Source organism: Superficieibacter sp. 1612_C1 (assembly GCF_015234305.1).
Taxonomy (GTDB): Bacteria; Pseudomonadota; Gammaproteobacteria; order Enterobacterales; family Enterobacteriaceae; genus Superficieibacter.
Genome location: NZ_JADGMI010000002.1, coordinates 39,673 through 57,803, shown reverse-complemented (window position 1 = coordinate 57,803; position 18,131 = coordinate 39,673). Strand labels below are relative to the sequence as shown.

Sequence of the window (18,131 nt, the reverse complement as noted above, 5' to 3'; positions counted from 1 at the left end):
AAACCTCTGTTATTTCACTTCACGTTTGCTTTTGTAATCTGCGATAGCGGCTTTGATGGCGTCTTCTGCCAGGATGGAGCAGTGAATTTTCACCGGCGGCAGTTCGAGTTCATCAGCAATGTCGGTATTTTTGATTGCCTGCGCTTCGTCAAGGGATTTTCCTTTCACCCATTCGGTGACCAGCGAGCTGGAGGCGATAGCCGAACCGCAGCCGTAGGTCTTGAAGCGCGCATCTTCAATGATACCGTCATTGTTCACTTTGATCTGCAACTTCATTACGTCGCCACAGGCCGGTGCACCGACCATGCCGCTGCCAACGTTCTCGTCGCTGTTGTCGAAAGAGCCAACGTTGCGCGGGTTCTCGTAATGATCAATAACTTTTTCGCTGTATGCCATGATTGAATTCCTCTTATCTACCGATTAATGATGTGACCATTCGATGCTGTTGATATCCACGCCCTGCTTGAACATTTCCCACAGCGGAGAAAGGTCGCGCAAACGGCCAATGGAGTTACGAACCAGCTTGATGGTGTAGTCAATCTCTTCTTCGGTAGTGAAACGACCTAAAGAGAAACGGATAGAGCTGTGTGCCAGCTCATCGGTCATGCCGAGCGCGCGCAGCACATAAGACGGCTCCAGGCTCGCAGACGTACAGGCGGAACCCGAAGAAACGGCCAGGTCTTTCAGCGCCATAATCAGCGACTCGCCTTCAACGTAGTTAAAGCTGACGTTGAGGATATTCGGTGCGCCCTGCTCAAGGTCGCCGTTCAGGTACACTTCTTCCATGTCCTTCACGCCTTCCCACAGACGGTTACGCAGACCGCGCAGACGCGCCATCTCGCTTTCCATCTCTTCTTTGGCGATGCGATACGCTTCGCCCATGCCGACGATCTGGTGAACCGGCAGCGTACCGGAACGCATGCCGCGTTCATGACCGCCGCCGTGCATCTGTGCTTCGATGCGAATACGCGGTTTACGACGCACGTACAACGCGCCGATGCCTTTCGGGCCATAGATTTTGTGGCCGGAGAAGGACATCAGATCCACTTTCAGCTGGCTCAGGTCGATAGGCAGTTTGCCAACGCTTTGCGTCGCATCAACATGATAGATAATGCCACGTGCACGGCACAGGTCGCCGATGGTCGCGATGTCCTGCACCACGCCGATTTCGTTGTTAACGTGCATGATGGAAACGAGGATGGTGTCGTCACGCATCGCCGCTTCGAGCTCTTTCAGATCGATAATGCCGTTACGCTGCGGTGCCAGGTACGTGATCTCAAACCCTTCACGCTCCAGCTGACGGCAGGTGTCCAGCACGGCTTTATGTTCAGTTTTGCTGGTGATGATGTGCTTGCCTTTTTTCTGATAAAAGTTGGCCGCACCTTTAATCGCCAGGTTGTCAGATTCAGTCGCACCAGAGGTAAAGACGATTTCACGCGGATCGGCACCGACCAGATCGGCAATCTGGTTACGGGCGATATCTACCGCTTCTTCGGCCTGCCAGCCGAAACGGTGTGAACGGGAGGCCGGATTACCAAAGGTCCCGTCTAAGGTCAGGCACTGCATCATTTTCTCGGCAACACGCGGGTCCACCGGCGTGGTTGCGGAGTAGTCGAGATAAATCGGTAATTTCATTGCTCTTAAGCTCCGTACATCACTCATCAATGCAAGGAATCAGGCAACCGGCGAGATAGTTAACCGGGTTAACGGAATTAATGCCCCCGGCCTGATTCAGAATACTTTTTTTGCTCCGCCGTTCAGTTATCTGAGCGACGGGCACTTTTTATTAGGCGCGTAACTTAACGTTGATCTGGTCCTGCGAACGGACGGTGCGCGGCGTCTCAAGGGTATGCTGACGGTCGGACACGTCAAGGATTTCCTGGTTATTCACCAGTTCACCCAGGGTAATGTTATTCAGGAAACCGGTCAGACGGTCGCTCAGATCGCGCCACAGCGCATGGGTCAGGCACTTATCGCCGCCCTGGCAGCCGCCTTTACCCTGACAGCGGGTGGCGTCAACGGATTCATCAACGGCACTAATCACTTCGCCGACGGCGATGCTGCTTGCATCTTTACCCAGCAGGTAGCCACCGCCTGGTCCACGCACGCTGGAAACCAGACCGTTTTTGCGTAGACGGGAGAACAGTTGTTCCAGATAAGAAAGGGAAATCCCCTGACGTTCAGAAATATCAGCCAACGGTACCGGGCCGGATTCGGAGTTGAGCGCAACGTCCAGCATTGCGGTCACGGCATAACGCCCTTTAGATGTCAGTCTCATGTCTTACTTAACCTCAAACCTGGCCCTGCCTGGGCATTTTTATTAAAATCGGGGTGTACTGCATAGCAGGGCCAAGTCTGACATTCCCGACTAAAATGGTCAACTATTTACTTGACTGTTTTAGTCAGGTATTTAACGTTCCGTGCGTTTGGCGCGTCTGTCGTGGCTGTGATGCCGGGTGGCGCTGCGCTTACCCGGCCTACATACATTATGTACGATCCAGCATTACGTACGGAAATTCACCCTCCGTAGGCCCGTGCAAGCGCAGCGCCGCCGGGCAAAGCAACTCTGGGGCCGCGTAGCGTTGTCGCGACAGTCAAACGTCACTCTTCTTTATGCTTCTGCTCAATCGACGCCAGCACCCCGCGCAGGATATTCAACTCCTGGCTTTCCGGGCGCGCGCGGGTGAACAAACGGCGCAGCTTATTCATCACCTGACCCGGATGGCTTTCGCGAATAAAACCGGTCGCCAGCAGCGTTTGCTCCAGATGCCCGTAAAAACGTTCGAGATCGTCTACCAGCGGGTACGGCGTTTCTTCCGGCGCAGCGATATCACCCTTATCCTGCTCCTGAGTGGCCAGCCACGCCATGCGCACTTCGTAGGCGATAACCTGTACCGCCATCGCCAGATTCAGCGAGCTGTACTCCGGGTTGGCAGCAATCGCCACGTGATAATGACACTTCTGTAGTTCGTCATTGGTCAACCCTACGCGCTCACGGCCAAACACCAGCGCCACCGGCGCATGTTCAGCCTCCGCCACGCTTTTCAGCCCGCACTCACGCGGATCGAGCATCGGCCACGGCAGGGTGCGCGAACGGGCGCTGGTACCGACGACCAGACTACAGCCGGTCAGCGCGTCATCCAGCGTTTCTACGATATTGGCATTGCCAATAACATCACTCGCGCCAGCCGCCAGCGCGATGGCCTGCGAGTCCGGTTTGACCAGAGGATTGACCAGCCACAGATTAGTTAATCCCATGGTTTTCATTGCGCGGGCCACAGAGCCCATATTGCCGGTGTGAGAAGTTTCCACCAGCACAATTCGAATATTTTGCAGCATTGTCTTTCTTCGGCTAAAGATTATTCGGGCATATTATCATAAACCGAAGACATAATCCGAATTCGCTGTTATGATATGCGCCGATTTTCCCCGTTCTTTAACATCCAGTGAGAGTAACCGATGCATCCGATGCTGAACATCGCCGTGCGCGCAGCGCGCAAGGCGGGTAACCTGATTGCCAAACATTACGAAACGCCTGATTCCGTCGAAGCCAGCCAGAAAGGCAGCAATGATTTCGTAACCAACGTCGATAAAGCCGCCGAAGCGCTGATTATCGAAACCATTCGCAAATCTTACCCGCAACACACCATTATCACCGAAGAAAGCGGTGAACACGCAGGCGAAGATCAGGATGTACAATGGGTTATCGATCCACTGGATGGCACCACCAACTTCATCAAACGTCTGCCGCACTTCGCGGTCTCCATCGCCGTGCGCATTAAAGGCCGCACTGAAGTCGCGGTGGTCTACGATCCTATGCGTAACGAACTGTTCACCTCCACCCGTGGTCAGGGCGCGCAGCTGAACGGCTATCGTCTGCGCGGCAGCAGCGCACGCGATCTGGATGGCACCATCATTGCTACCGGCTTCCCGTTCAAAGCGAAACAGCACGCTCCTGCGTATATGAAGATCCTCGGTAAAATGTTCACTGAATGTGCCGACTTCCGCCGCACCGGTTCTGCCGCGCTGGATCTAGCCTACGTCGCCGCGGGTCGCGTAGACGGTTTCTTTGAAATCGGCCTGAAGCCGTGGGATTTCGCCGCCGGTGAACTGCTGGCACGTGAAGCAGGCGCGCTGGTATGTGATTTCACGGGTGGTCATAACTACATGATGACGGGCAATATCGTTGCCGGTAATCCGCGTGTCGTCAAAGCGATGCTGGCAAACATGCGTGACGAACTGAGCGAAGCGCTGAAGCGTTAATCGCCTGACCTGGCCCCCGCGTTGTCGGGGGCGGGTTTAAAAGCTGAGACGGTATGGATACCATGATTCTGATAAAGCACTGGAAGCGTTTATTTATTATTTTCGTCCTCGCATTCTGCGCCTTTCTGCTGCCGCGCGTCGCCCTCAACTTCTTTTACTACCCTGATAACCATTACTATGGCTATCGCCCGGCTATTTTCGAGCGCGTCGATTTTACCGCCAAAGACGGTACGCACCTGACGGGCTGGTTTATTCCCTCGACAAAAGGCCATCCTCTCGAGGCGAACGCAACCGTCATTCACGCGCATGGCAATGCGGGCAACATGACCGCCCACTGGCCGCTGGTCAGCTGGCTGCCTGAACGCAACTTCAATGTTTTTATGTTCGATTATCGTGGCTTCGGCGACTCTCAGGGTAAACCGACGCCGGAAGGACTGTGCGATGATACAGAGAGCGCCATTGATTATGTGCGCCAGCGGGAAGATATCGATCCTGAGCGCCTCGTGCTACTGGGACAAAGCCTCGGCGGCAATAACGTCATCGCCGCCGTCGGGCGCGGCGATCGCCAGGGCATTAAAGCGATTGCCATTGATTCGACGTTTCTTTCGTATTCAGCGAGCGCCAGCGATGCCATCCCCGGTATCGGTTTTCTGTTAGATGACGACTATAGCGCGGAGCGATACATCGCTTCACTCAGCCCCATCCCGCTATTACTGCTGCATGGCACCGATGATCATGTTATCGCCACATACCATACAGAAAAGTTGTTTGAGCTTGCCGCTGAACCGAAACAAAAAATCATTATTCCCGGCGGCAAACATATCGACGCGTTTACCTCGCGCCACGGCGATATTTACCGGGATAAACTGGTTGAGTTTTATCTCTCCGCGCTGGCGCATTAAAAAGGACGCAGGCCACGCGCGACGGGTTGTGCGCTGAGCCACATCACCAGCGCCGCGGCGATAAGCACGCCGCCGCCTGCCAGTGCCAGCGTCGCCCAGCCGACCTGCCGCCACAACACCGGCGCTTTATTGTCGCTAAGTTTCACCGCCAGCGAGCGGAAGCTGTGCACCAGCAGCGCCAGCGATGAGATGGTAATCGAGGTGCCCGCCGCCATCGCCAGCGCGGAGAGTACGCCCCAGCTAAAGACGCCGATCACCTTGCTGAACAGCAGCACCATAATTGCCCCGGAGCAGGGGCGCATTCCCATCGACAGCACAATCATTAGCCTGGCCCGCCAGTCATCGCCCGCCTGCCGTTGCTCGGGGGTGGGCAAATGCTGATGTCCGCAGCCGCAATGCGCATGATGCTGATGATGGGGCGTAAACGCGGTAAATTTTGGCCTGCGCAGCAACAGACGCAGTTTTTTCAGCGCCCGCCAGCACAGCAATACGCCCAGTACGCCGACCAGCGCGTAACTGCCCTTCTCCAGCCAGAAGCTGCTGAGGTGTAATTCCCGCGCGGGCAACTGCAACACGGTGAGAACAATCACCACCAGCGCAATCGCCACCAGCCCCTGAAGCAGGGATGCCGCCAGCGTCAGCCCGATGCTCGATTTAAGCTGCGAAGGATGGGTGGCAAGCCAGGTGGTTATTACGATTTTGCCATGCCCCGGCCCCAGCGCGTGCAGTATGCCGTAGGTAAAACTAAACAGCAGCAGCGAAGCCCCGGCCCGCAGCGGACTGGCGGCAACCGCCTGGAGCAGTGCGCTCATCCGCTGGTTTACGTCGCGCTGCCAGATAATGCTTTTGATCATCACCTGCGGCCAGTCATGCCACAGCCACATTGCGCCTGCCAGCGCCAGCAGCAAAAAAAGCGCCAGCGGCCAAAGGTGAAGCCAGCGTCGCCTGCGGCGAACCGGATTTAAAACGAGGGACATTGTAATACCACCTGTTGTGCAAACTGCTTACCCAGATCCATATCCTCCGGCGGTGCATCAGCTTTATCCAGCGACAACGCGTACGCGGTCATTTTTTCATCCGGCTTCGGCGTATGAAGCGTCAGGGTACAGCGTGAGGCATCCTGGCCTGCAAAAGCAATATCGCCTTTCCCGGCGTAGCTCATATCAACGAAGTACGTTGGATCGAAGGTCGAGAAGGTGTACGTTTGCCCGGACAACGGCTGCGGCTCAGCCAGCGGCAGCACAAAGGTCAGCACCGCCTTGTGCCCTTCCCGGGCGAGATGATATTCCGACGGGCGGTTCATGAATTTCACTTTCTGTCCGTTGTGCCACATCTCGCTAAAATAGTGCTGCCCCAGCACGTTAGCCATCACTTCCGCCGCCAGCTTTTTCCAGATTTCATCCCCCGGCTTCGCATCGCCCGCATCATAAAGCAGGTCCGCAGAGGTGATTTCATCCATCGTCCAGCGCATTTTGAGCGCGGTAAATTGCCCGTTTGCGGTTATTGCCTCGCTGCGCATGCTGATAAAACTGTGGGGATGCGCGGCTACAGGTAGCGATAAAAACCCGAAAATGAGCGCCAGGGCGCACGCTTTAACTTTGTTCATGAGCTTCTTACGTGAAAAATTCTGTGACATTCCCCAGCATTCCTTATGGAAAGAGGTCCGGCTGCGCTTTCGCACTGCGATCCTTTAGCTATTCTTATACACAAATCCTTCAGGTTGCATCAGGGCAGTCAATAAAAGCCTTTCTGCAACGTACATGAATACGTTGCACGGGTAAATGCGCCCGACGCCATTTGCAGGATCCCGAGAACATTAACCCGTTAACTGGAACCATACAGATGATGACACTTACCGCTCCACCATCTGTGCTTTCCAGTCCACAGCGCCGGTGTCAGGTGCTGTTGATGCTGTATCTGCCGGGGCACACGATCACCCCTGACTTTATTGGCAGAGTGAATAACGTAGAGAGTGCCGTGACCCGGCAGGATATCGCTGAGGCGAATCAGGAGATCCAGCGTTATCATCGTCTCACCATCAACTCGCAGCCGGACGGTAGCTATCGGATTGAAGGCACCACTCTCGACCAGCGCCTGTGCCTGTTGCACTGGCTGCGCCGGGCGCTGCGACTGTGCCCGCATTTTATCGATCAGCACTTCACGCCCGCACTGAAATCGCAAATGAAAGTGCAGGGTATCGCGCGCACGCTTTATGATGAAACCAATTTGCAAGCGCTGGTCAATCTCTGCGCCCGGCGGCTGGAGCGGCAGTTTGAATGCCGCGACCGGCATTTTCTGCGGCTCTACTTACAATACTGTTTGCTTCAGCATCAACTGGGGCTGTCGCCAGAGTTTAACCCGGCCCAGCAGCTCTGGACGCAGGCGCGGGCTGAGTATATCGCCACCACGGATGTTATTCGCCACTGGCAGCGTCGGGTGACGCAAAAACTTCATACCAATGAGCATCTTTTTCTGAGCCTGCTGTTTATGGTGCTGAGAACGCCGGATCCGTTGCGTGACGCGCATCAGCAGGACAGCCGCCTGCGTCTGATGATTGGTCAGCTTATCACCCGCTTTCAGCAGCTGGCAGGCCGACGTTTCAGTGATGAAGAGGGACTGAGCCGCCAGCTTTATATTCATCTGGTTCAGGCGCTGGATCGTAGCGTATTCGGTATCGGCATCGATAACAGTCTGCCGGAAGAGATCAATCAACTTTATCCACGCCTGATGCGCACCACCCGCGAGGCGCTGCGCTGTCTGGAGGACGGTTACGATCTTCAGTTTACCGATAATGAAGCCGGGCTGATTGCGGTGATCTTCGGGGCCTGGCTGATGCATGAAGACGATCTGCATGAAAAACAGGTACTGCTGCTGGTCGGCGACGATCCGGTGCTGGAGCAGGCGCTTGAGCAGCAGCTGCGCGAGTTGACGCTGTTGCCGCTCAATATTAAATATCTTACGCTTCATGCCTTTCAGACGCAGGGCGCGCCGAAGGAAGTGACGCTGGTGGTCACGCCTTATGTGACGCTTCTGCCGCTGTTTTCTCCGCCGTTAATCCACGCCGAACAGCCGCTCAGCGTGAATCAACGCGAACATATTCAGCAGATGCTGGAATCTTAACGCTGCGCCGCCACGCGGGGGCGCAGCAGCATCGCCGGGAGCGCCAGTAGCGCCATCACCCAGAAAACGCCCTGCTGAAGATGCTGATAGAGGAAACCGGCAAATACGGTCATGACGGCAATGCTGCCGCCCATTGCCACCGCCGAATACATCGCCTGTAAGCGGATAACCTCGCTGCCCTGCCGCGCGGAAATGTAGCGCATCGCCGCAAGGTGGCAGACGGTGAACGTGCCACAGTGCAGAATTTGCGCCACGATAAGCCACGGTAGCGCCGTGGACCAGCCGAGGATCCCCCAGCGCAGCAGACCGCACACGGCGGAAAGCAGCAGCAGATCGCGGGCGCTAAACCGACGAAACACCTTTTTACTCAATGCAAACGTCACCACCTCCGCGACCACGCCCAGCGACCATAAATAGCCCACGGCGGAAGCAGAGTAGCCCGCGCCCTGCCAGTAAATCGCGCTGAAGCCATAATAGGCCGCATGTGCGCCCTGCAAAAAGGAGACACAGGTCAGAAAGCGCCAGTGCTGGACCAGCAGATTACGCCAGGCACCCCACCCTGCCGCCTCCTGCTGACGCTTCTCACCCTGTGGCATAACCGAAGGACGCAACAACATACCGATTAACATCGACGCCACGCCCACGGTAAGCAGCGCCAGAATGGCCTGCGAGTCATACAGGCTGACCAGTTTACCGGTCAGCGCGGAACCAATCACAAACGCGATAGAGCCCCACAGCCGCACGCGGCCATAGTCCATCGTAATTTGCTTTTGCCAGGTGTTTGCCAGCGCATCGGTCAACGGCACCAGCGGCGAGAAGAAGAGGTTGAATCCCACCATCACGACCATCAGCCACGCCACCTGCGTGCCAAACCAGAAGGCCAGTGCGAACACCAGCGTTAACAGCGCCAGTACGCGTAAGGCCATAATCAGACGAGAGGGATCGCTCACCCGCGGCGCAATCAGCAGGCTGCCGAGAAAACGCGCCACCAGCCCTGAGCCAAGCAGCAAACCGATGGTTTCTGGCGTCAGCCCGGTGCCTTTCAGCCAGACGCTCCAGAAGGGCAGAAAAATACCGTAGCTAAAAAAGTAGGTGAAATAACTGAGCGCCAGCCAGCGCGTCGAGTGCAAAACCATGATCCCCTCCCGTGTGGAGGCGATAGTCTGGCGATAAACGGTGCGGCTTGCAACGTTAAGCAACACATTATCAACATTGCTGAAAAACAGGCAAAAAAAAGGCCGCACGAGGCGGCCTTTGCAAACAATAAAGAATCAGGCGTAAACCGGGAAGCGTGCGCAGATATCCAGCACTTTACCTTTGATGCGCTCGATAACCGCGTCATCATTGATATTGTCCAGAACGTCACACATCCAGCCGGCCAGCTCTTTCACTTCAGCTTCTTTGAAGCCGCGACGGGTCACGGCCGGAGAGCCGATACGGATACCGGAAGTGACAAACGGGCTCTTCGGATCGTTCGGCACGCTGTTTTTGTTGACGGTGATGTTGGCGCGGCCCAGGGCGGCGTCAGCTTCTTTACCAGTCAGATTTTTATCTACCAGGTCCAGCAGGAACAGGTGGTTTTCAGTACCACCGGAAACCACTTTGTAGCCGCGGTTCAGGAACACTTCTACCATCGCTTTGGCGTTTTTCGCTACCTGCTGCTGGTAAACTTTGAACTCTGGTTCCATCGCTTCTTTAAGCGCCACGGCTTTCGCCGCGATAACGTGCATCAGCGGGCCGCCCTGAGCGCTGGGGAATACGGCAGAGTTCAGTTTTTTGTACAGCTCCTCATCGCCGCCCTTCGCCAGAATCAGGCCGCCGCGTGGACCGGCCAGCGTTTTGTGGGTGGTGGTGGTCACAACGTGAGCATGCGGAACCGGGTTCGGGTAAACGCCTGCGGCGATCAGTCCTGCGACGTGCGCCATATCGACGAACAGCCAGGCACCGATGCTGTCGGCAATTTCACGCATTTTTGCCCAGTCAACCACACCAGAGTAAGCAGAGAAGCCGCCGATAATCATCTTCGGTTTGTGTTCCTGCGCCTGCTTCGCCATATCTTCGTAGTCAATCTTGCCGGACTCATCAATACCGTAAGGAATGATGTTGTACAGCTTGCCAGAGAAGTTCACCGGAGAGCCGTGAGTCAGGTGACCGCCCTGCGCCAGGTTCATACCCAGAACGGTATCGCCCGGTTGCAGCAGCGCGGTGTAGACCGCGAAGTTGGCCTGAGAGCCGGAGTGCGGCTGGACGTTGGCGTAGTCAGCGCCGAACAATTCTTTCGCGCGATCAATCGCCAGTTGTTCGACGATATCCACGTATTCGCAACCGCCGTAGTAGCGTTTGCCCGGATAACCTTCAGCGTATTTGTTGGTCAGCTGAGAGCCCTGCGCCTGCATTACGCGCGGACTGGTGTAGTTCTCGGAGGCGATCAGTTCAATGTGCTCTTCCTGACGTACTTTTTCTTGCTCCATCGCCTGCCACAGCTCGGCATCATAATCGGCAATGTTCATTTCACGCTTTAACATCCGCATCTCCTGACTCAGCTAACAATTAAAATTGGGCAACGGCGGACAGTATAACCGATTGCCATCGCGATAACAGGTCTTGACAAACGATTTTACGCAAACGATTGGCATGGCGTCATATCAGGGTTTTGGGATTAAAGATCTTACGCCCGGCAATGGAATTCTTTTCAGGTTAAAGGTGCGATTTTTTCACGTCGCAAAGAACCATTTACAAGATAAGGTTATTTTTATAAGATGCATTTGAAATACATATTATAAAGAGGGACGTTGCAATGCTCGATTCACAAACTATCGCTACGGTGAAAGCCACCATTCCCCTGCTGCTGGAAACCGGTCCCAAACTGACCGCGCATTTTTACGATCGCATGTTTGAGCACAATCCAGAACTTAAAGACATTTTCAATATGAGTAATCAGCGTAACGGCGACCAGCGCGAAGCGTTGTTCAACGCCATCGCCGCCTACGCCAGTAATATTGAAAACCTCCCGGCGCTGCTGCCAGCGGTAGAGAAAATCGCCCAGAAGCACACCAGTTTCCAGATCAAGCCGGAGCAGTACGATATCGTGGGCGAGCATCTGCTGGCCACCCTGGATGAAATGCTCAGCCCTGGTCAGGAAGTGCTGGACGCGTGGGGCAAAGCCTACGGCGTGCTGGCGGGCGTTTTTATCAATCGCGAAGCCGAGCTGTATCAGGAGCACGCCAGCAAAACCGGCGGCTGGGAAGGCACGCGAGCGTTTCGCATCGTCGATAAAACGCCGCGCAGCAGCCTGGTCACCAGCTTCGAATTTGAGCCGGTCGATGGCGGTCCGGTCGCCGATTACCAGCCAGGCCAGTACCTCGGCGTCTGGCTGAAGCCAAAAGATTTTCCGTATCAGGAGATTCGTCAGTATTCGCTGACGCGTAAAGGCGACGGCAAGCACTATCGCATCGCGGTTAAACGCGAGGCGGGCGGGCAGGTTTCTACCTGGCTGCATAATGAAGCGAACGTTGGCGATGTCGTCTATCTCGCCGCGCCGGCGGGTGATTTCTTTATGCATGTTGCGCCAGAAACACCCGTTACGCTTATCTCCGCAGGCGTGGGGCAAACGCCTATGCTGGCAATGCTGGATACGCTCGCCCAGAGCAAGCACCCCGCGCCGGTTAACTGGTATCACGCGGCGGAAAACGGCGACGTTCACGCGTTTACCGATGAGGTGATGGCGCTGGGCAATGCCCTGCCGCAGTTTAACGCCCATATCTGGTATCGCCTGCCGACCGAGGCAGACCGCCAGGCGGCCCGTTTTAATAGCGAAGGTTTGATGAATCTGCGTCAGTTGAAAGGGACGCTGAGCGATGCTGAAAGCCAGTATTATCTCTGTGGTCCGGTGGCATTTATGCAGTTCGCCGCGCAACAGCTGATCGAACTGGGCGTGACAAAAGACCACATTCACTACGAATGTTTCGGCCCGCATAAGGTGCTGTAAGCGCCTGAGGTTAATGACAAACCGGGTTTTGCTATTTTGTACGCCGTTTTGCCGGGTGGCGGCTTCGCCTTACCCGGCCTACAAAAAATCTTCAATATCAACAAGTTAACAACACCCGCAGGCCTGTGCAAGCGAAGCGCCGCCAGGCATAACTCCACGGTATAACGTTTGTCATCAATCTGAATTGCTGTAAGCGCTTCTCCCTTGCCAGACCTGCGATAATCATTTTGCCCTTAAGGTTGCCGTCTGGCAGAAATGCGGGCCGGCAAAGCGTGTTATTATTAACGTTTCTATTGATTCGTTAGAGCGACTTTATGCAGCAATCTGTTGTCCGCGTCGGGGAATGGCTGGTCACGCCTTCGGTTAATCAAATCAGTCGTCAGGGACGTCAGATTACCCTCGAACCACGTTTGATCGACCTTCTCATGTACTTCGCTCAGCACCCGGATGAAGTCCTCAGCCGCGATAATATTATTGATAACGTATGGATGCGGACGATTGTCACCAACCACGTTGTCACCCAGAGTATTTCCGAGCTTCGCAAATCGCTGCGCGATGGCGATGAATACAGTCCCGAATATATCGTCACCGTCCCCAAGCGGGGTTATAAACTGACCGCCTCGGTGGTCTGGCCCGACGATTCGGAAATCGCGAACTCGTTTCCGCCAGTTCCGGCCCCCGCCGCGCCTGATGAATTGCCTGCCGCGCCCGTGCCCGCGCCAACCGCGCCCCTTCCCCCGGTGAAAACGAGAAAATCCCGTATCGGCACCTGGCTTTTATTCCTGCTCTCGCTGAGCGCGCTGATGGCGCTGATTTTGATGTCGGTCATTCATCACACGCCGGCGGTGACAAAATCGCGGCTGTTGCTGAATCCCCGCGATATCGATGTACGTTTTGACGGCGGCAACTCCTGTAATAACTGGGTTTCGCAGAAGTCCTATGCCATTGGACTTGGTGGGCTTATCACCACGTCGCTCAACACCTTCTCCACCTATATGGTGCATGACAAAACCAACTACAGCGTCAACGAACCCAGCAGTTCCGGAAAAACGCTGACCATCCGCTTTGTTAACCAGCGCCATTATCGCGCCCAGCAGTGCTTTATGTCGGTACTTCTGCTGGATAACGCTGACGGTTCAACCATGCTGGATAAGCGTTATTTCATTACCGACACCAACCAGATCGCCATCCAGGACGATCTGTTTAACAGTCTGTCGGATGTCCTGACGCAGCCCTGGCCTGAGCGCATGCAGGCGCAACTCGCCCAGTTCCGCGTTCCGCAGCCCACGTCATTGTCCCGTTTATATGAGGCGCGTCAGCTGGCTTTTAGCGGCGATGTACAATCGCTGAATAAAGCCAGTGCGCTTCTGGACACCCTCATTAAACAGTCTCCTGAGTTCACCTATGCCCAGGAAGGCAAAGTGCTGGTGGATGTCCTGCGTCAATCTCAGCAGACGTTCGACCCGCAACAAATGGCGACGTTAAATGCAGAACTGAAAAAGTTAGCGCAAATTCCTGGTATTCAGCAAACCTCTCTGTTTTATAAAGTGCAAACTATTTATCTGCTGGGTAAAGGCGATGTCGATGACGCCTATGATGCCATCAATAAAAGCATTGCGCTGGAGATGTCATGGCTGAACTATGTACTGTTAGGGAAGGTATACGAGATGAAAGGTGAAAATCGCCTGGCGGCAGATGCCTATCTCACCGCGTTTAATTTGCGCCCCGGCGAAAATACCTTGTACTGGATTGAAAATGGCATATTTCAGACGTCCATAGACAAAGTTGTGCCCTACCTTAAGGTTTTTCTTGCGAAAGAATAATGAAAGAATAATGCAAAAGCTGGCATCAGTGAAAAAAATAGTTTAACTGATGCCAGTAAAACGTAATAAAGATGTTATTAAAAATATTCAATGTTAATTTTTGCAACACAAATTCCGCCTGCAACGCACCTCACAACTCTCTGTAAATAAAGAATGTTTATCTTTTCCTGACAGTTTTGTTTATCTTTTTCCTGTTACCTGAAAAAGCTCAAGTTATCACTTTTACGATGTTTGTGTTTATTTCACTTTTACTTTAGGACTTTACTTAGCCTGCTCAGTAATCTTGTCGGCAGTTGGACGGGTCAATGATTATTTATGATTCACCGATCCGGTTCTCAAAATACCGCTGAGGAGATATAAACATGAGTTCTGCTAAAAAAATCGGGCTATTTGCCTGTACCGGTGTGGTTGCCGGTAATATGATGGGGAGTGGGATTGCCTTATTACCCGCGAACCTCGCCAGCATCGGAGGCATTGCCATTTGGGGTTGGGTAATATCTATTATCGGCGCGATGTCTCTGGCTTATGTCTATGCCCGACTGGCGACTAAAAACCCGCAACAGGGTGGCCCGATTGCATACGCTGGTGAATTATCTCCGGCCTTCGGTTTCCAGACCGGCGTACTTTATTACCACGCAAACTGGATTGGTAACCTGGCCATCGGCATTACCGCCGTTTCCTATCTTTCAACCTATTTCCCGATTTTAAATAATCCGATTCCTGCCGGGATCGCCTGTATTGCTATCGTCTGGTTCTTTACCTTTATCAATATGCTGGGCGGAACCTGGGTAAGCCGGTTGACCACCATTGGCCTGTTCCTCGTGCTGATCCCGGTCGTGCTGACCGCGGTTGTAGGCTGGCACTGGTTCGATATCGCTACCTATCACGCGAACTGGAACACCTCTACCACCACCGATCCGCATGCCGTGATTAAAAGTATTCTGCTGTGCCTGTGGGCGTTCGTCGGTGTGGAATCCGCCGCCGTCAGCACCGGGATGGTGAAAAACCCGAAACGTACCGTACCGCTGGCGACCATTCTGGGAACCGCACTGGCCGGTATCGTCTATGTTGCCGCAACTCAGGTGATGACCGGTATGTATCCGGCATCGCAGATGGCCGCGTCGGGTGCACCGTTCGCGCTTAGCGCCTCTACCATTCTGGGCAACTGGGCTGCGCCGCTGGTCTCTGCATTCACCGCCTTTGCGTGCCTGACCTCGCTGGGTTCCTGGATGATGCTGGTCGGTCAGGCAGGTGTTCGCGCCGCCAACGACGGTAACTTCCCGAAAGTGTACGGCGAACTGGATAAAAACGGCATTCCGAAGAAAGGTCTGCTGCTGGCCGCGCTGAAAATGACTGGTCTGATGATCATCATCACCATCATGAACTCCAACGGTGGTAAAGCGTCCGACCTGTTCGGCGAACTGACCGGGATCGCGGTGCTGCTGACCATGCTGCCTTACTTCTACTCCTGCGTTGACCTGATCCGCTTTGAAGGCATCAACGTTCGCAATGCGGTAAGTCTGGTCTGTTCGGTTCTCGGCTGCGCGTTCTGCTTCATCGCCCTGATGGGTGCCAGCTCCTTCGAACTGTCCGGCACCTTTATCGTCAGCCTGATTATCCTGATGTTCTACGGTCGCAAAATGCACCAGCGCCAGAACAGCGAAGACGGTACTGCCGAAGCACTTTAATCACTACTCCCTAATTTCAAGGCTCTTCTCTTCACCTGCCACATTGTCGCGGGAAGGGCCTCCTTTATCTGGAATAAGACTATGTCTATGAACGTTATTGCCATCATGAATCACATGGGTGTCTATTTCAAAGAAGAGCCTATCCGTGAACTGCACCTTGCGCTGGAAAGCCTGAACTTCCGCATCGTTTATCCGAACGACCGCGAAGATTTACTGAAACTGATTGAAAATAATGCCCGCCTTTGCGGTGTGATTTTTGACTGGGATAAATACAATCTCGAACTGTGCGAAGAGATCAGCGCGCTGAACGAGTACATGCCGGTTTATGCTTTCGCTAATAGCTATTCCACGCTGGACGTTAGCCTGAACGATCTGCGCATGCAGGTTCGTTTCTTCGAATATGCCCTCGGCGCAGCAGCCGATATCGCGGCGAAAATTCGTCAGAATACCGATGAATACATCGACACCATTCTGCCGCCGCTGACCAAAGCGCTGTTCAAATACGTTCGCGAAGGTAAATACACCTTCTGTACGCCGGGCCACATGGGTGGTACCGCGTTCCAGAAAAGCCCGGTCGGCAGCATCTTTTACGATTTCTTCGGCCCGAATACCATGAAATCGGACGTGTCGATTTCTGTCTCTGAGCTGGGTTCTCTGCTGGATCACACCGGTCCGCATAAAGAGGCTGAAGAGTATATCGCCCGCGTGTTTAACGCCGAGCGTAGCTACATGGTGACCAACGGCACCTCCACCGCCAACAAAATCGTCGGCATGTACTCGGCACCGGCGGGCAGCACGGTACTGATTGACCGTAACTGCCACAAATCGCTGACCCATCTGATGATGATGAGCGATATTACGCCGATTTACTTCCGTCCGACCCGTAACGCCTACGGCATCCTCGGTGGTATTCCGCAGAGTGAATTCCAGCGTGCCACCATTGAAAAACGCGTAAAAGAGACGCCGAACGCCACCTGGCCGGTGCATGCGGTGATCACCAACTCGACCTATGACGGCCTGCTGTATAACACCGACTACATCAAGAAAACGCTGGATGTGAAATCCATCCACTTTGACTCTGCCTGGGTGCCTTATACCAACTTCTCCCCGATCTATGCCGGTAAGTGCGGGATGAGCGGCGGTCGCGTTGAAGGCAAGGTGATCTATGAAACCCAGTCCACGCACAAACTGCTGGCGGCGTTCTCGCAGGCATCCATGATCCACGTGAAAGGTGATGTCAACGAAGAGACCTTCAACGAAGCCTTTATGATGCATACCACCACCTCTCCGCATTACGGCATCGTGGCCTCTACCGAGACCGCAGCGGCAATGATGAAGGGTAATGCCGGTAAGCGTCTGATCAACGGTTCTATTGAGCGAGCAATTAAGTTCCGTAAAGAGATCAAACGCCTGAAAGGCGAATCCGACGGCTGGTTCTTTGATGTCTGGCAGCCGGAACATATTGATGGCCCGGAGTGCTGGCCGCTGCGTTCTGACAGCGCGTGGCACGGTTTCAAAAACATCGATAACGAACACATGTACCTTGACCCGATCAAAGTCACCATTCTGATGCCGGGTATGAAGAAAGACGGCACCATGGATGACTTTGGTATTCCGGCAAGTCTGGTCGCCAAGTATCTCGACGAGCGCGGCATCATCGTGGAAAAAACCGGTCCGTACAACCTGCTGTTCCTGTTCAGCATCGGTATCGATAAAACCAAAGCGCTGAGCCTGCTGCGTGCGCTGACCGAATTTAAACGCGCGTTCGACCTGAACCTGCGGGTGAAAAATATCCTGCCTTCGCTGTATCAGGAAGCGCCGGAGTTTTATGAAAATATGCGTATTCAGGACCTGGCGCAGAATATTCATAAACTGATTGCGCACCATGATCTGCCGGACCTGATGTTCCGCGCGTTTGAAGTGCTGCCGTCAATGGAAATGACGCCGTATGTCGCGTTCCAGAAAGAGCTGCACGGTGAAACCGAAGAGGTGTATCTCGAAGAGATGGTGGGTCGCGTTAACGCCAACATGATCCTCCCCTATCCTCCGGGTGTTCCGCTGGTGATGCCGGGTGAGATGATCACCGATGCCAGCCGTCCGGTGCTGGAGTTCCTGCAAATGCTCTGCGAAATCGGCGCGCATTATCCGGGCTTCGAAACCGATATTCACGGTGCCTACCGTCAGGCGGATGGTCGCTATACCGTTAAAGTGCTGAAAGAGAATAACAAGTAAGTTGAAACCAGAAGGGAAGCGGTCTGCCGCTTCCCTTCAGACCGCTGACAAAGTGGACTGTCAGGGGAAGCACCGGGATTGGGTTCCCGGAGGGAGGACCCATCCGGTGGTCGCC

The 18,131-nt window shown here is 54.3% G+C and carries 15 protein-coding genes; 7 read left to right on the top strand and 8 right to left on the bottom strand.

Translation table 11 applies throughout. The features are described 5' to 3' along the window. Positions 1 to 9 precede the first annotated feature (9 nt). The 4 genes from iscU to trmJ all read right to left on the bottom strand — a co-directional run bounded on the left by iscU (position 10) and on the right by trmJ (position 3,339). Positions 10 to 396: a Fe-S cluster assembly scaffold IscU gene (iscU, locus tag INT84_RS06615; protein ID WP_103677685.1), complete on the bottom strand. Its 387-nt coding sequence runs from the start codon at positions 394 to 396 to the stop codon at positions 10 to 12. 24 nt (positions 397 to 420) lie between these two features. Then, positions 421 to 1,635 (bottom strand): cysteine desulfurase, encoded by a 1,215-nt coding sequence (gene iscS / locus INT84_RS06610; protein WP_176917157.1) that lies wholly within the window; start codon positions 1,633 to 1,635, stop codon positions 421 to 423. Between the two features lie 151 nt (positions 1,636 to 1,786). Further along, positions 1,787 to 2,278, bottom strand: coding sequence for a Fe-S cluster assembly transcriptional regulator IscR (iscR, locus tag INT84_RS06605; RefSeq protein WP_176917158.1), 492 nt, complete (start codon positions 2,276 to 2,278; stop codon positions 1,787 to 1,789). Positions 2,279 to 2,601: 323 nt separating this feature from the next. After that, positions 2,602 to 3,339 (bottom strand): tRNA (cytosine(32)/uridine(32)-2'-O)-methyltransferase TrmJ, encoded by a 738-nt coding sequence (gene trmJ, locus INT84_RS06600; RefSeq protein ID WP_194206166.1) that lies wholly within the window; start codon positions 3,337 to 3,339, stop codon positions 2,602 to 2,604. Positions 3,340 to 3,459: 120 nt separating this feature from the next. Here trmJ and suhB point away from each other — a divergent pair, with 120 nt between their 5' ends. Together suhB and INT84_RS06590 are read left to right on the top strand one after the other, a co-directional pair. Then, positions 3,460 to 4,263 carry an inositol-1-monophosphatase gene (suhB, locus tag INT84_RS06595; RefSeq protein WP_176917160.1) on the top strand — a complete coding sequence of 268 codons (804 nt, stop codon included), beginning with the start codon at positions 3,460 to 3,462 and terminating at the stop codon, positions 4,261 to 4,263. Between the two features lie 53 nt (positions 4,264 to 4,316). Beyond that, positions 4,317 to 5,165, top strand: coding sequence for an alpha/beta hydrolase (locus INT84_RS06590; protein ID WP_194206165.1), 849 nt, complete (start codon positions 4,317 to 4,319; stop codon positions 5,163 to 5,165). Here INT84_RS06590 and INT84_RS06585 read toward each other — a convergent pair. Together INT84_RS06585 and INT84_RS06580 are read right to left on the bottom strand one after the other, a co-directional pair. Next, positions 5,162 to 6,142, bottom strand: a complete 981-nt coding sequence (locus tag INT84_RS06585; RefSeq protein ID WP_194206164.1) for a nickel/cobalt transporter — start codon at positions 6,140 to 6,142, stop codon at positions 5,162 to 5,164. The two genes, INT84_RS06590 and INT84_RS06585, sit on opposite strands and share 4 nt — an antisense overlap. Next, positions 6,127 to 6,771 carry a DUF1007 family protein gene (locus INT84_RS06580; RefSeq protein WP_194206163.1) on the bottom strand — a complete coding sequence of 215 codons (645 nt, stop codon included), beginning with the start codon at positions 6,769 to 6,771 and terminating at the stop codon, positions 6,127 to 6,129. The genes INT84_RS06585 and INT84_RS06580 overlap by 16 nt, the downstream gene beginning before the upstream one ends. A gap of 236 nt (positions 6,772 to 7,007) precedes the next feature. Between INT84_RS06580 and csiE the strand changes: the two genes are divergently transcribed. After that, positions 7,008 to 8,285, top strand: a complete 1,278-nt coding sequence (gene csiE / locus INT84_RS06575) for a stationary phase inducible protein CsiE (protein WP_194206162.1) — start codon at positions 7,008 to 7,010, stop codon at positions 8,283 to 8,285. Here csiE and INT84_RS06570 read toward each other — a convergent pair. Both INT84_RS06570 and glyA read right to left on the bottom strand, forming a co-directional pair. Beyond that, the gene (locus INT84_RS06570; RefSeq protein ID WP_194206817.1) at positions 8,282 to 9,421 is read right to left on the bottom strand and encodes a 3-phenylpropionate MFS transporter; all 1,140 of its coding nucleotides are present in this window, start codon (positions 9,419 to 9,421) and stop codon (positions 8,282 to 8,284) included. The genes csiE and INT84_RS06570 overlap by 4 nt on opposite strands. A gap of 135 nt (positions 9,422 to 9,556) precedes the next feature. Then, positions 9,557 to 10,810, bottom strand: a complete 1,254-nt coding sequence (glyA, locus tag INT84_RS06565) for a serine hydroxymethyltransferase (protein WP_194206161.1) — start codon at positions 10,808 to 10,810, stop codon at positions 9,557 to 9,559. 272 nt (positions 10,811 to 11,082) lie between these two features. Between glyA and hmpA the strand changes: the two genes are divergently transcribed. The 4 genes from hmpA to cadA all read left to right on the top strand — a co-directional run bounded on the left by hmpA (position 11,083) and on the right by cadA (position 18,016). Next, positions 11,083 to 12,273, top strand: coding sequence for an NO-inducible flavohemoprotein (hmpA, locus tag INT84_RS06560; protein ID WP_194206160.1), 1,191 nt, complete (start codon positions 11,083 to 11,085; stop codon positions 12,271 to 12,273). Positions 12,274 to 12,587: 314 nt separating this feature from the next. Next, a complete protein-coding gene (gene cadC, locus INT84_RS06555; protein WP_194206159.1) occupies positions 12,588 to 14,096 on the top strand; it encodes a lysine decarboxylation/transport transcriptional activator CadC in 1,509 nt (502 codons plus the stop codon). A gap of 362 nt (positions 14,097 to 14,458) precedes the next feature. After that, a complete protein-coding gene (cadB, locus tag INT84_RS06550; RefSeq protein WP_194206158.1) occupies positions 14,459 to 15,784 on the top strand; it encodes a cadaverine/lysine antiporter in 1,326 nt (441 codons plus the stop codon). 87 nt (positions 15,785 to 15,871) lie between these two features. Continuing rightward, on the top strand, positions 15,872 to 18,016 hold the full coding sequence (gene cadA, locus INT84_RS06545; RefSeq protein ID WP_194206816.1) for a lysine decarboxylase CadA: 2,145 nt from the start codon (positions 15,872 to 15,874) through the stop codon (positions 18,014 to 18,016). Positions 18,017 to 18,131: the final 115 nt, after the last annotated feature.